Annotated in this window: 13 protein-coding genes and 1 pseudogene; 9 read left to right on the forward strand and 5 right to left on the reverse strand. The window is 53.6% G+C overall.

Annotation, left to right across the window (positions count from 1 at the left end; genetic code table 11):
* The first annotated feature begins 48 nt into the window (after positions 1 to 48).
* The 5 genes from BW686_RS07265 (at position 49) to BW686_RS26780 (ending at position 3946) form a co-directional block, all read left to right on the forward strand.
* Positions 49 to 684: a Cap15 family CBASS effector gene (locus BW686_RS07265; RefSeq protein WP_084915676.1), complete on the forward strand. Its 636-nt coding sequence runs from the start codon at positions 49 to 51 to the stop codon at positions 682 to 684.
* Entirely contained in the window at positions 677 to 1804 is a 1128-nt protein-coding gene (locus BW686_RS07270; RefSeq protein WP_084915677.1) for a hypothetical protein, read from the forward strand. Before BW686_RS07265 ends, BW686_RS07270 begins: the two co-directional genes overlap by 8 nt.
* Positions 1805 to 2026: 222 nt before the next feature.
* On the forward strand, positions 2027 to 2359 hold the full coding sequence (locus BW686_RS07275) for a hypothetical protein (protein WP_084915678.1): 333 nt from the start codon (positions 2027 to 2029) through the stop codon (positions 2357 to 2359).
* A 405-nt stretch (positions 2360 to 2764) separates the two neighbouring features.
* Entirely contained in the window at positions 2765 to 3646 is an 882-nt protein-coding gene (locus BW686_RS07280) for a ParA family protein (RefSeq protein WP_256898357.1), read from the forward strand.
* Positions 3647 to 3691: 45 nt separating this feature from the next.
* Positions 3692 to 3946, forward strand: a complete 255-nt coding sequence (locus BW686_RS26780) for a hypothetical protein (protein ID WP_084915680.1) — start codon at positions 3692 to 3694, stop codon at positions 3944 to 3946.
* A 193-nt stretch (positions 3947 to 4139) separates the two neighbouring features.
* Here the strand turns inward: BW686_RS26780 and istB are convergent, their stop codons facing one another.
* Together istB and BW686_RS07295 are read right to left on the reverse strand one after the other, a co-directional pair.
* On the reverse strand, positions 4140 to 4943 hold the full coding sequence (istB, locus tag BW686_RS07290) for an IS21-like element ISPsy20 family helper ATPase IstB (RefSeq protein WP_084915681.1): 804 nt from the start codon (positions 4941 to 4943) through the stop codon (positions 4140 to 4142).
* Positions 4936 to 5163, reverse strand: a pseudogene (locus tag BW686_RS07295) (IS21 family transposase); the annotation flags it as partial. The gene istB and the pseudogene BW686_RS07295, both read right to left, overlap by 8 nt.
* Before the next feature lie 10 nt (positions 5164 to 5173).
* Here BW686_RS07295 and BW686_RS07300 point away from each other — a divergent pair.
* Positions 5174 to 6412 carry an RES family NAD+ phosphorylase gene (locus BW686_RS07300; RefSeq protein WP_256898305.1) on the forward strand — a complete coding sequence of 413 codons (1239 nt, stop codon included), beginning with the start codon at positions 5174 to 5176 and terminating at the stop codon, positions 6410 to 6412.
* A 341-nt stretch (positions 6413 to 6753) separates the two neighbouring features.
* On the opposite strand, the gene BW686_RS07305 is transcribed toward BW686_RS07300, so the two are convergent.
* Both BW686_RS07305 and BW686_RS07310 read right to left on the reverse strand, forming a co-directional pair.
* A complete protein-coding gene (locus BW686_RS07305) occupies positions 6754 to 7122 on the reverse strand; it encodes a histone-like nucleoid-structuring protein, MvaT/MvaU family (RefSeq protein WP_084915682.1) in 369 nt (122 codons plus the stop codon).
* Between the two features lie 321 nt (positions 7123 to 7443).
* Positions 7444 to 7980: a GNAT family N-acetyltransferase gene (locus BW686_RS07310; protein WP_084915683.1), complete on the reverse strand. Its 537-nt coding sequence runs from the start codon at positions 7978 to 7980 to the stop codon at positions 7444 to 7446.
* A gap of 458 nt (positions 7981 to 8438) precedes the next feature.
* Here BW686_RS07310 and BW686_RS07315 point away from each other — a divergent pair, with 458 nt between their 5' ends.
* Complete coding sequence (locus BW686_RS07315; protein WP_084915684.1) at positions 8439 to 9431, forward strand: DUF4238 domain-containing protein; 993 nt, start codon at positions 8439 to 8441, stop codon at positions 9429 to 9431.
* 414 nt (positions 9432 to 9845) lie between these two features.
* On the opposite strand, the gene BW686_RS07320 is transcribed toward BW686_RS07315, so the two are convergent.
* Positions 9846 to 10121 carry a hypothetical protein gene (locus BW686_RS07320; protein ID WP_153338034.1) on the reverse strand — a complete coding sequence of 92 codons (276 nt, stop codon included), beginning with the start codon at positions 10119 to 10121 and terminating at the stop codon, positions 9846 to 9848.
* 177 nt (positions 10122 to 10298) lie between these two features.
* Between BW686_RS07320 and BW686_RS07325 the strand changes: the two genes are divergently transcribed.
* Positions 10299 to 11441 (forward strand): hypothetical protein, encoded by a 1143-nt coding sequence (locus BW686_RS07325; protein WP_084915685.1) that lies wholly within the window; start codon positions 10299 to 10301, stop codon positions 11439 to 11441.
* 330 nt (positions 11442 to 11771) lie between these two features.
* Positions 11772 to 11990, forward strand: coding sequence for an antitoxin Xre/MbcA/ParS toxin-binding domain-containing protein (locus BW686_RS07330; RefSeq protein WP_084915686.1), 219 nt, complete (start codon positions 11772 to 11774; stop codon positions 11988 to 11990).
* Positions 11991 to 12509: the final 519 nt, after the last annotated feature.

Below are 12509 nucleotides of genomic sequence, written 5' to 3' on the forward strand. Positions count from 1 at the left end.
GCCGTTAAAATCCCCATTCAGGGTTTTTATCCAGGGAAGGTTCAAACCATGGCGCCAAACCATGAGTACAGTCTGCTCGGCGGCATCAACCGAGCCTCGGTAGGCCGTTATCTCTCGATCTTGGCAAGTAGTATCTCTGCTGCCCTTGTTTTCGCGATTCTCACTCTCGTCGACTTGGCAAAGACCTTCGGTCTAAACGCTAATGTCCCCCCTACCATTCTCTCCCTTGTTGGGGCCGGTGCTGTTTTCGCTGCGCTGTACGCCGTTTTCGACAAAGCGATGTGGCGTTGGTCGTGGGCATCCAAATTTCTGAAGGTGCCCGATCTCTCCGGTGAGTGGGAGTGCGCAGGTACCACGCTAGATAACGATGGGAATGTAGCCCGTACGTGGCAGGGAAGTGTGGTCATAACACAAACGTGGGACAAGATCCGCGTGCGCTTGGCTACGCATCAGTCTTCGTCCTACAGCATCACTGCGGCCCTGGCCTACGACGAGGCAGATGGCTACACGCTCCTCTACAACTACAAGAATGAGCCGCGCCCAGGGGAGCCTGAAATCAGAGGGCATTCAGGGAGCGCTAGTCTTGTGTTTGGTCAGGCTTTAGATACGGCCTCAGGGAACTACTTCAACGGCTACGGGCGGCCCACCTATGGGCGAATGGAGTTGAGGAGAAAGCATGAGTAACGGAGTAAGTGACCGAATCAGCCGACTGCGCTCACGGCGCAATGGTCTCGATCGAGCCTCGGTGGTCACCCAAGATGCCAGGGATCTGATTAACAATCGTAGCCAGCAGCGGGAAACGTGGGAGTCCAGAGTTGGGGATAAGCCTTTCACAACCTATGCATTGGGTGCGATGCAAGAGGTCGATCCGACATACACACGGATCAGCATTGAAACGGCGGAGCGCGTCAGTAATCAGCTGGAAAAACGTCTCAGCGCACCCCTCGAGTTCAAATTACAGGGCTCCGTCCCGCTGAACGTTCACATTCGAGGTGTCAGCGATGTGGATTTACTCGTGTTGGACACTAGCTTTCTGACTTACGCGAGAAGCGGGGTTAATAGCGTAGCGGGCCACTATATCGCGGCGCCTGGGCGTACCTCTGCTGAAGTGCTGCGCGTCCTCCGTAATAACTCACAATCCGCCCTAGGTGACGCGTTCCCAGCGGCAACTGTCGATGCCAGTGGCGCCAAAGCACTGAAAATATTTGGTGGGTCGCTGGCCAGACCCGTCGATGTGGTGCCTGGACATTGGTATGACACGGCGGCATACCAATCGTCCAAGCAGCAGCATGATCGCGCGGTGACAATCCTCAACGCCCACACGATGAGCACAATTGATAACTGGCCATTTCTGCACATTCAGAAGATTACAGACCGATGCAACACTACCTACGGAGGCTTGCGAAAGGCGATTCGTTTGTGCAAGAACCTCAAGGCAGAGCGGGAAGCTGAGGGGCGATCGATCAATCTTTCCAGCTTTGACCTTGGTTCGATCATGTACCACGCGGAAATGGCAAATTTCACCGCCGGAATCGTTTACGAACTCGCAATCCTTGCCGAGGCACAGCGCTACCTGGATCACCTCTGGATCTACAAGGAAGAGGCAAGGCGCCTTATGGTACCTGATGGCTCTCGCGCCATTTTTGACTCGGAAGAAAAGTTCGATGGACTGCTGGCGCTCTCGGCCGCCATGGATGACTTGCTCCGTAATGTAGCTCAAGAGCAGAGCGCTGAGCTGAGCGTCGTTTCCCAACCTGACCTCGGCGCGAGCCGTAGCGCGGTCATGCGCTCGATCATCGTATAAGCGCGTTGAATTTAATGAGAGCCCGGTGAACACAGTCTCCAAACTCTGGGATGGAGTGCCACGCTGTCCACCTGTTTAATTGGACACCGTGGCCTCCGGCGATGGCGTCAGGACGTTCTTTATGCCGTATATGTACCTTGAAGGCTCTTGGCGCTGGTGGGACACCTTCCGCCATACTGTTAGAATCAGGAGAGTCAAATGTGGCTCCCATCGAGACATTGCATGAACCCCGATCTAACTGAAGATGAGATGCGCAGAGCGCTTTTTGGCGACGCCGAGCCCTTAACGAAAGTGGCTGTGCTACCGGAACAGGAATTGGCTCCTGAAGTGGTATTCGTGAAGCCTGCTCCGCCTGTGGCAAAGAAGAAGACCGCTAAAGCTTTCACACCCAGGCTGCAGGTGACCCTGCGTGTCGGCAATGAGTTCGAAGGCAAAACGTTTGAGCTGATCCACGAAGCCGACACGCTCAGCAAGCTTTTAGCAGAGCAAGACGCAGTGAAGGTCGCCAGAAAGAAGTACCGATATGTCGAGGTGGTTTCAGTCAAGTCTATGTAGGGGCTGGTTCCGCTCACCGCAACGGTGGCAATCGAGTGTAAACAGCATCTGGCTGCGCAAGCTTGGCAGGGCGAAACGCTCTGAATGCTCATATCTAGGGCAGACGGCGCGGCACTCTGTGCCAGCTGTTATCAGTTTTGGCAAACCCTTACGCTGATTGATCAGAAAAGGAGAATTGCTATGTCCCCATTTGCTGCAGCTCTGATGAATTCCAGAATTGCGCATTCAATGTCCAGGTTCAGAGCCGCAGAGTGCGCCGGGGTAAGTGAGCGTACCTGGAGGTCTTACGAGCAAGGCCAGCGAGCACCTCGCAAAAGCGTTGTTCGAAATTTCTATGACCGATCAGGTATCCCGATGACGGAGGATACCGCCAAGATGTTGAGGGCTTCGCACGTAGCCCGCGTGATGAGTATCACTTCACTGAAGGGAGGCGTCGGTAAGTCTCCGATCACTGTAGACGTCGCAGCGTGTCTAGTGGAGCGAGGTAACAGGGTGGCCGTCATTTCCCATGATTGCTGCTATGAGGACGGCTTATCACAAGGGGGACGCCCCAGAGCCGGCGGCTTAACGGCAAGCGTCGATTTTTTTGGCTACTCAGATGTGTTCTTCTCGGTGGCCGAAAAGGAAACCTTTACCAAACGTTTGAGACACATCGTGGATCATGGATCCCTCATGGATCGTAGCGGGCTTGAGTTCGAGATGGGTGGGACACTGGGTTCGATGGTCGAGCGGATTGGATCATGCAGGATGTTTAAAGACCTGCACGCTGATTACGACTACATCCTGCTCGACCTCAATCTCAAGGTAGATTTGATTCGTACTCACTCAGAGCTTGTTGCGATCGTCATCGACAGCGCCTGCCCTCAATCCGTAGCCAGTGCCGAGCGACTGAATCAGCGATTGCAAAGGAGCAAAGGAGGGCGCCGGACACCCAGCTGTTTCGGATTGATCACACGCAACGATGTCGGGGGGAAAAGCCGAGAGCTGGAGGAGTACCTGGGCAGTTTGGATTTACCTCCTGGCACGGCCGAGGCGCTTGAGGTTGCGAGGCTTGCCTCCAGTAAATTCCGTGAGCATATTCTCAGCGACATAATGGCGCTTCCCTTGACACGTCTTATGACCCACTTGACCAATGCGCACGAGATCGTGATCGACAAGTACAATTATGAGCAGCAGTTCATGGAGGGCTATTCGTATTTTGACTCCGTTCTAGATATCGCTCCCCATTCGCACGCAGCAGACGAGATACGTCGCCTGACCATCGAACTCGTTGATCTGCGGCTGTAGGCAATATGGCAGTGTTGGGTCATTGAGAAGGAGCCGCGACGAAACATGACACGAGAACAGGCGCTCACGCTTGAGGAGTTCGAGACGATGATGCGTGAGTTTGACGAAGCCGGAGAGTGGATGGCGCGGGAGCTGAAAACTCGCTTGGGTAACCGCCCGGGGCTACAGCCCAACTCGCCGAGCTGTCCCCAAGGCGGTGTTTTATCTAAAGGTGCTCAGGTCGATCACTCCAGGCAAATCATGCACCCGAAGGCTCCAACTTCTGTACAGCCGGCGAATAAGAACGATAGGAACCAGTAAAACTGGACTAAGCAGCGGTCGCCCTGTTGGCGCTGATTGAAAACTGACCCACCCTGCCGATTGAAAATTGACCCAGGACGGATTGCTGATTTCTGTCCCAGCAATTGTGGATAAGCTTAGCAGCAGTGGGCCGATTCAAGACGCATCAACCCCCACCGCATGTAGGCATGCAGCAGGGTATTTATGGTGCGGATCAAAATGGCTCATCGTCCTCGACATCATCTCCGTCCTTGCGCTTTCGTTCCCGTGACTTGATCTTTGTCTGGGCGGCCAAGGTGCTGTGTTGTAGGCGGTAGGACTCGTTGCCCGTTTCGACGATGTGGCAGTGGTGTGTCAGCCGATCCAGCAACGCGGTGGTCATCTTGGCGTCGCCAAACACACTCGACCATTCCGAGAAGCTCAGGTTGGTGGTGATGACCACGCTGGTGTGTTCGTACAGTTTGGACAGCAGGTGAAATAACAGGGCACCGCCGCTTTGACTGAAGGGCAAATACCCCAGCTCATCCAGTATCACCAGGTCTGTTCGTAGCAGTCCCTGGGCGATTCGCCCTGCCTTGCCATCGTACTTCTCACGCTCCAGCAGATTCACCAGATCCACCGTGGAAAAGAAGCGCACGCGTTTGTTGTGGGCCGTGATTCCGGATACAGCCAAGGCACTGGCCAGGTGTGTTTTCCCGGTTCCAGGGCCGCCGATGAACACGACATTCTGCGCGGTTTCAGTGAACGCTAAGCTGGATAGATCGCTGACCAGCCGGGCATCAGCGCTGGAAGCGCTGAAGTCAAAGCCAGCTAAGTCAAGGTGCATGGGGAGTTTTGCCATGTTCATCTGATGATTCACCGAGCGTACCGCGCGATCCGCATGTTCCTGCTGAAGCAGATGTTCCAGCAGCCATTTCGATGAAGCCGTCGACGCTGTTCCTTGAGAGACCAGTTCTTCCCAAGCACTGGCCATGCCGTGCAGGCGAAGTTCTTTGAGTTCAGTCATTAGGTCACGCATTGCGATTCTCCTCATCGGTCGCACGGAGCCGGTCGTAGCGTGCCGTATTGGCAACAGGCGCGACCTTGAGTTGCAGGCTGGTTTCTACACAGGGAGGTGGTGTGGTGGAGGTCAGGCGGGCAACGACATTGAGGATGTGATCGGCGCTCAGACTTCCCGATTCAAGTACCAGCTCCACCGCCACCAGCACTGGTTCGAGACCCGCAATTGGCACAGCAGAGCTCCCTGTCATGGACATGGAAGAGCTGGTGGAACTCTGCGAAACAGCAATCCATGCCTCGTTCCGGGCTATCCAACAACCCGGCTCAGTGATTCATCACGGCTATCCTCCAGTCGGTGTCAGTTTGTATGACATTCTGGAGCTCATGTTGGGTGCCGATCAGGCCCTAATTTCTGATATCCATGAACGCCTGCTCGATTCCTGGAGCTACACGGGGGGCGATGACGACCCTTATTTTGTCGAAGAGACGGAGGCATCGTCGGAGCTGACGGTAGGCTGGCGAAAAATGGAGCACAGCCTGCAGTTTGAATCCCGACTAGCAAATCCCTTAGTGGGGTCAATTCTGACTATGGTCTTCGACGGCATAGAAGATTTGCGCTCGAAGGATGACAGGTCAGCCATTGTGATCGCAGGCCAAGGGCATCAAATCTCATCATTCCAACGGGGTAGGGTGTTTCAGGATGAGCAAAGCATGGAGGAAGCGCTGAGTCACCCTGAAAAGCATCTCGGCCCGGTACCAGGAGGCAAGGGATCTCCTGGCCGAATGAACGCCAAGGGAATTTCGGTTTTTTACGGCGCAACAGATGACCACACGGCAATTGCGGAGGTGCGCCCACCCGTTGGCAGCACGGTGGTTACCGCACGGTTCGACGTAATCCGGCCTCTGAGGCTTCTCAACCTGAACGACCTGGCTTCAATGCGTCCGCACCGGGGGTTGAGCTATTTCAATCCGATTCGCAGGAGCCTCACTGAACGCTGCGCGTTTCTGAAAGACTTACAGCGCCAGCTGACGATGCCAGTTATGCCGGACTCGGCGGAAAGCGGGTATCTGATCACGCAAGCTATTGCCGATTTCCTAGCAACCCATGAAAAGCTGAACCTCGACGGTATCTTATTTCCCTCTGTGCAGGTGCAACAGGATACGTCACCGGGGCAGAACGTCATTCTTTTCCACAAGGCCAGTGGTATAGAAAGGCTCGAGGACACACAAAAGGCTGAGTACGTGAGTCTCTGGGAGTCGGATGAGGATAGGTGGGTGTATTACCCAGAGTTCTGGGAAGCCGAACCCAAAAACTCAGATCAGGCCTCCCAGTACGTCCCTCTGGTACCTCCGCCGGAGCCAAGCCTGCGTCTAGCTCGAGACGGCATCGTGATCCACAAAATCCAGGGAGTTCGGTTCAGCACCGAGATCGACCCAGTCCGCTACGTTCCTTGGTCGAAGGATAGGAAATACCATGAGTTTCGATAGCCTGGCTGCTTTCTAACGAGAGCTCGGATCTTGTAAGGGATCTCTAAACCCATCGGAGTTTGGCGGGCCATTACCAGCCGTACCGTTCATCGGCAAAACCTATATATTGGGTTAAGCACAGATTGAAAGCACTACATATTGGGCCGGATTGTGCTTGAGAGCCTACATCTGGTGTTTTGCCATGAACGAAGCCCATATCGAGAAAGCAGCGACTGATCTGCTCATGCAGATTTACCGTGATCGCCGTTAGTGGCGGGGGTTGTAGGGTCGCCTGGAAAGGCATCCACTTTTTGGGTAAAAAAAGGGCCTTCACGAGGCCCCTTATCTTTGCTTCTGAAGGGTTACTTAGCTAACCAGCTCTCGACTTCGTCAGCACCATGCTGGCTTTTCCACTCTTTCAAGGTCTTGTGGTTACCACCCTTGGTCTCGACGCGCTCGCCTGTGTGAGGGTTCTTGTAGACCTTGAGCTGACGGGGCTTGCGGCTGGACTTTTCAGCCACAGCGGCTGGTGCACGTCGACTGGCAGATTGTGGGTCAAGAATGGCTATGATGTCGCGCAGGCTGTAGCCGTACTCCGAGAGCAGGCTACGGAGCTTTTTTTCAAATTCGATTTCGCGCTTAAGGCCATCATGGTTTTTGAGGGTCTCAAGTTCGGCCAGCTGAGCAGCCAGTTTTTGCTCCAAAGCACGGAATTCGGCGAGTCTGGACATTTGATGCTCCTGTATATGGTGCCTCGAGTATAGGTGTGGGGCTACAGGCCATCAATGTGCGGATCGTGCAGAGGTAAACTAGGGCCTAGCTCTCGCCTGGTGAATAAAGGGTTCGCAGGCGAAGATGGCGGTGAGCTATCATCCCAAACGCCTTCGTCTTAAGGCCGGCCATTTCTATCAGCTGCCATCGATTACCAGCTCTACAAAGCTAGTCATTTGAGTGGGCTAGTGCATTGACCAGCACAAGTGTACGTCTTGACCGGCAGAAATCGACCCAAAGCTGCCCTTCACGAAGGGCAGCAATCGGCCAGGAGCTGCCAGTCAGGTCATCCAATTTTCGGCATCATGTGGCGGTAAGGAGTAAATCACCGAGTCGTATTTCGCCGCTGTACGTGTCCCTGTTACGACCCCGCCAAAGGCCTCGGCGATCAACCGACTAGGCTTATTGTCCCTTGCAACAGGATAGATGAAGCCGGATGGGGCCACGTGTTCACAGGCCCATTGCACCACCGCGCCAACAGCTTCCTTGCCAAAGCCTCGCCGATGTTTGTCCTCTCTTATCCATATCCCCAACTCCGGCGTTCGATCATTAACATTGTGCAGCCCGACCAGGCCTAGAAAGCTCGCATCGTCCAACTGTCGAATCGCGAAAACAATATCGCTGCCATCGGCTATAGACGGTAGCCACTGGGCCCACACTTGCGCGTACTCCTCGCGGGACGCTGGCGGCTCCCAGGACATATAACGTGTTAACGAGGTCGTGAGGCTATCGAAGGACTCGATAGCGTCTGCGGCGCAGAAAGGCTGGATCGAAAGGCGTGATGTTCGGATTATGAGTACGCGCGTATCAACGGACATAAAGACTTCCTCCCTAGCAGTGGTGCTCCTATTGGAGATGACAATAACTTATTGCTCGCTGCTGCGGGATATCGAGCGTCCGCTTCGGGTCGATAGCGGTCACACTCGGCCGGCAGCTTTCGACCCGAAGCTGCCAGCCGGGAGCATGCCGTAGACAGGCAGAATTGGCCGCTCATCGGGGCCACTCGTTACACCAAATTCTTCACTGCGAAAGGTCGAATTGGCCAGGAAAACCATGGACGCTGCACAAGAGACCGCAGTAGTATACTTGGATAATATCTTTCCGAGCTCTGTTTGTGGCGAAAGCGAATAATTCCGAAGCTGATTATTACAAGGAGGTTTTATGCCCATTCAGTGTCAATGTGGACTCTAGAGACTCAAGCCCAAGGCTAGTCACCTAGGCACACCAAAATAAAAATATATAAAACCCTCATTCGGATTACGGGGCGTAACAATTCATGGATTCAAACGCTAAGCCACAAAAGACTGAGTATGCGAATCAACACTTCGTCCCCAGGCTGCTCCTTAAACGATTCTCGCATGAAGACAAAATTAACATTGGCCTTATGAGTGCTGCGAGTGGAGAGATAAAGTCGTCGATCCCATATAAGCCGCAGTGCGCAAAGCACTATTTTTACGGGAAGGACTTAGTTATAGAGAAAAAGCTGGGAGAGATCGAGGGCGAGGTTGGGAAAATTATCGATCTAATAAGTTTAGTTCCCATCCCTAATATAGAGCGATTGAGTCGCGCTCATATTTTGCTGACAGTATTTTCTGTTTATCAGTACGTACGAACTGACAAGGCATTGAAACTGGCTGAGGAGGTTGTCACAAAAAACTATTCCATTATCAAGGAGCATGCAAGGCCTGAGCTTATGCCTAAGCTTGCAGAGGTGGCGAATGGGCAACTCTCTGAGCAAGAACTGCATGAGTTCTACGATAGTGTAGCTGTATCTATGACCAATCCGCACTCCATTCTATTTGAAAGCGCCAATAGCATCATGGTTCCTAGCTTGAAGCTTGAAATGAAGCTGCTCATAAACGAAACAAGAACGCCTTTCATTATTAGCGATAACCCCCTGATCTACATGGATGCAGAAAGTAATAGCTGTTTCTATAGAATGTTACTACCACTAACGCCAAAGCTTTTACTTGTCTTCTATGATAAGTGCAATCACAAAATAGGACTAAGAAAGACTAGCTTTCACAAGCTAACAAACGAGGTTGATGTGTTTTATCTCAATGCTCTTCAATATCTAAATTGTCAAAAAAATATTTACTTTGGGCCGGGCACCTCTAGAGCACATCTCGAATCTCTTGATAAGTCTTTTAAAAAAAATCGATTTAAAGAGTCAACGACAATGACTGAGTTGAATGGGCAAGCGTTTCTAGAAACCAATAGGCCTAGAGTAAATTATAAATTTAGCTTTGTTAGAAGGATTGCTTCTTAGGGTAGCGTGCCAAAATAAAGGCCGCCTGCAATCGGCTGTGAAAGCCAATTCTTTTGGGCGGCAGTTATGGGACGATACCTGCGGGTCAAGGCGTACCGTGCGCTGGTCAAGCCCGATGCAAATGGCTGGTCAAGTCGAATGCAACCAAGTGGTCAAGTGGGATGAAAACGCTTGGTCAAGTCAGGTGCAATTTCCCAGGTGGCCTGCCAAGTGTTGAATGTGATCGTGCGTGCAGGCTTTCCGTGACTGCTATCCGATCATTTCGAACCGGTGGGATCACCTGGATCGAGCGCGTCCCCGGTCATGAACTTGCTCGACCGAGGCTTGAGCGCTCAGGAGAGTAGCGGGCTCGTATTTTTCAAAGTGGCTCGTCAGTGACAGGTGACCGAGCAAGCGATCTACAGTGCGTCGCCTTCAAGCCCAGGCGATCCAACGCTCCATCTTCCCTTCAAACCCATCCGCGCAAAACTCCAGATTTGGCCAATAGTTCTGGTACACCTCATAGTCGAGCGCCGTTGCGATCCCGCGGTTCTCGGCGTTCAAAACGCTCCATGCTCGATACATCCGGTGCTGCCAGTCGGTCTCTGTCACCAACCGGTGCGATGTGTTCGATGACCAGCCGTCCTTCATAAGCGTTGTAACGAAGAATTCCGCAGCCGCATTTGCACAGCCGGCGTCGTGGGCAATCATCCCGTCCAGGATCGAATAGGAATACCAATCGCCTGGAAGATCGATACCACTTGGCTGTCCAGCTTGTCGCTACATTGGGGAGCTTTCGAGGCAAGAGTCTGCTGCGGAATGAAGCGAATACGGTGGCGATGCTGAGCTAAGATTCTTCAATCTTATGACCAAGTGCAGCGAGGGGCTATGGCAGTTGTGTTCTTTCTACCGTGGGTATCTGCTACCAAAGAGGTGCGAATAGCAGATCTTCGTTTGATCCCTTACGAGCGAGGTCGACTTCCGGGTGAGTTGCTGGGCATACCGCAGGAAGCTTTCGACGGCGTACTAGGCAACTACGACGACCGAGGGTACGGCTCTCAGCCTTCACAGCCGATCCAGCAAGCCGCTGTAATCATTTGGGACGAAGACACACCGGGCCTTGAAGCCTCGGATGCCCAGATCCAGCAGCGACTGGTTCAGTGTTCGTATCTCGCATTCTCTGCCTTAGTAGGTCGGTCGTTGTGCTCAACTTCCGACTATTGCAACGCCGACACACTCCAGGTCGTTGCGCAGCGGTTTGATGCCGCGTCACCGGCTCATTCCTGTGTGACCACGCGCCGGCGTGACGGTGGAACACAAATCATGCTGGCGGGCAGGGCAGGGCTCAAGTTCATTCGGCCGTACCACGTCGACAACAGCTCGCGGATTACGCTCGACACCCCACTGCTTGAGGCACTACTCAAGCTACCTGCTGGGGAACTTAAGGAACGTATCGACGAGGCGGTCGTTTCCTTTCTCAGAGCCAATACCGATGCGTCATCCATAGATGAACGATCCGAACTGATCCTGATGCGGGTCGCCATAGACACGCTGCTTGACGTTCCTCATGACAAAGCTGCCTTCCGCAGAGCCATCAACGAACACTTCGACGAGCTACCGAACCCGCCCATCTGGCATAAAGGGAGACTGGACGAACAGTGGTGGTGCAAGCACTGGGACAAACACGTAAATCGCCCGCTCGACGCCTGGGTACACGATTTCTGTGCCGCTCGTAACGCGGCAGCTCATGGCCCCGCAAATGGTGAGAAGGGAAGCATCTGGCCTCGCCATAACCACCTCATTTTCTCCGCCTGGTTGCTGCCGCTGATCGTCAAAAAGCTACTTGTCCAAGCAGGGCTCTACGAGTTCACCGCCGAAGATAAGGTCGCGAGGGCGGGCTTTGAGGTCTTTCTGGCGCACGATCTGCTGGCCATGACCGACAAAGATGAGAACAAGGTTTGGTGGCAAATAGCCGAGTCTGAGCTTTATCTGCCTCTGTTTGCTGAGCGATTGCAGCGAGCATGCGAATGACGAAAACATGGTGTTGTGGACTTGAGTCAAAGCGTGCTGATACGCAGTGGGATACGGGGAGGGAATCCGGGTGAGAAGAGAGGATCTAGCTTGAAACAGCCCTTGCCCCGGTGTGTTAACCAATTTTTTGATGTGTAAACCACCGCGCTTTACACGTCAAAAAGCTGGTTTACACCTTTTGTGAGACGCCAGCCTCAGGCCAACGTAACCTCCTGCCGGGATCGTAGTAATAGGCACGCCTGAAACTGGCGCCAGGCTCGCCTATAAGGAGGGACATTGAGCGGATGGCGATGGTGTAGTCTAGGATCAGACCGCAGAAGGAGCGTACTCATGAGCACTTTGCCCCCCGATCAACAGGCGCGTTATTTAGAAGTTCTCGACGCCGCTAAGCGCTTGTATGGCGGCGATATCGACGCAGCGATGAATTGGATGTCACGTCCGGTAAAAGCATTTGGCGGCAAAGCCCCTGCCGCTATGATCGCAACCAGGCTGGAGACGGACACGGTTATCGAGTTTATCAGGCGCTTGGAGCATGGATTTGTCGCCTGATTGTTAGTGAACAACGTTCTAAAGGCGTGTCAGATCTCGAGCCTGATTCGGTTCAGGGCTGCCAAGCCAGCCACACCCTGATGATGTAAACCTCCATATGCCCATCGGGCGAATTGGCCGTGCGCCTCCTGAGCGGCCCTGGGTGAGGTTAGTTCCTTCTCGATCTATGCTGAGTGCGGGGCGTCTAGGTGTCTCTCAGCAACTTTTCTAACGTGACCTGCCCCCTAGTGCTCAACAGCTCCACAGGGTCGGTACTGTACGACTGCAGCGAGTCAAAAACGTAAGCACGTCACTCGGGGCTGTTGCAGCTGTCGCAATAATCGAGGGTGTCTCAGAACACCCAAGGAGCGAATCAGAATGGTGACATGGGCTTGGCTAACTGGTAAATGCGCCCCTGCGCAAGCCAACGCCTCGATGGCTCGGGCGCATGGTCAAAAGCCTGTGGAAATCGCTGGCGGTTTCCTTGCGGCGCCATCCATCAACTACCACGGCCTGTGTAAGCATTCGCCATCGAAGGCT

This window comes from Pseudomonas syringae, assembly GCF_002157375.1.
In the GTDB taxonomy this organism is placed as follows: Bacteria; Pseudomonadota; Gammaproteobacteria; order Pseudomonadales; family Pseudomonadaceae; genus Aquipseudomonas; species Aquipseudomonas syringae_T.

Excerpts from the sequence above, each read along its gene's own strand:
- BW686_RS07265 (WP_084915676.1), top strand. The coding sequence starts at position 49 with ATGGCGCCAAACCATGAGTACAGTCTGCTCGGCGGCATCAACCGAGCC.
- BW686_RS07270 (WP_084915677.1), top strand. The coding sequence starts at position 677 with ATGAGTAACGGAGTAAGTGACCGAATCAGCCGACTGCGCTCACGGCGC.
- BW686_RS07275 (WP_084915678.1), top strand. The coding sequence starts at position 2,027 with ATGAACCCCGATCTAACTGAAGATGAGATGCGCAGAGCGCTTTTTGGC.
- BW686_RS07280 (WP_256898357.1), top strand. The coding sequence starts at position 2,765 with ATGAGTATCACTTCACTGAAGGGAGGCGTCGGTAAGTCTCCGATCACT.
- BW686_RS26780 (WP_084915680.1), top strand. The coding sequence starts at position 3,692 with ATGACACGAGAACAGGCGCTCACGCTTGAGGAGTTCGAGACGATGATG.
- istB (WP_084915681.1), bottom strand. The coding sequence starts at position 4,943 with ATGCGTGACCTAATGACTGAACTCAAAGAACTTCGCCTGCACGGCATG.
- BW686_RS07300 (WP_256898305.1), top strand. The coding sequence starts at position 5,174 with ATGGACATGGAAGAGCTGGTGGAACTCTGCGAAACAGCAATCCATGCC.
- BW686_RS07305 (WP_084915682.1), bottom strand. The coding sequence starts at position 7,122 with ATGTCCAGACTCGCCGAATTCCGTGCTTTGGAGCAAAAACTGGCTGCT.
- BW686_RS07310 (WP_084915683.1), bottom strand. The coding sequence starts at position 7,980 with ATGTCCGTTGATACGCGCGTACTCATAATCCGAACATCACGCCTTTCG.
- BW686_RS07315 (WP_084915684.1), top strand. The coding sequence starts at position 8,439 with ATGGATTCAAACGCTAAGCCACAAAAGACTGAGTATGCGAATCAACAC.
- BW686_RS07320 (WP_153338034.1), bottom strand. The coding sequence starts at position 10,121 with ATGATTGCCCACGACGCCGGCTGTGCAAATGCGGCTGCGGAATTCTTC.
- BW686_RS07325 (WP_084915685.1), top strand. The coding sequence starts at position 10,299 with ATGGCAGTTGTGTTCTTTCTACCGTGGGTATCTGCTACCAAAGAGGTG.
- BW686_RS07330 (WP_084915686.1), top strand. The coding sequence starts at position 11,772 with ATGAGCACTTTGCCCCCCGATCAACAGGCGCGTTATTTAGAAGTTCTC.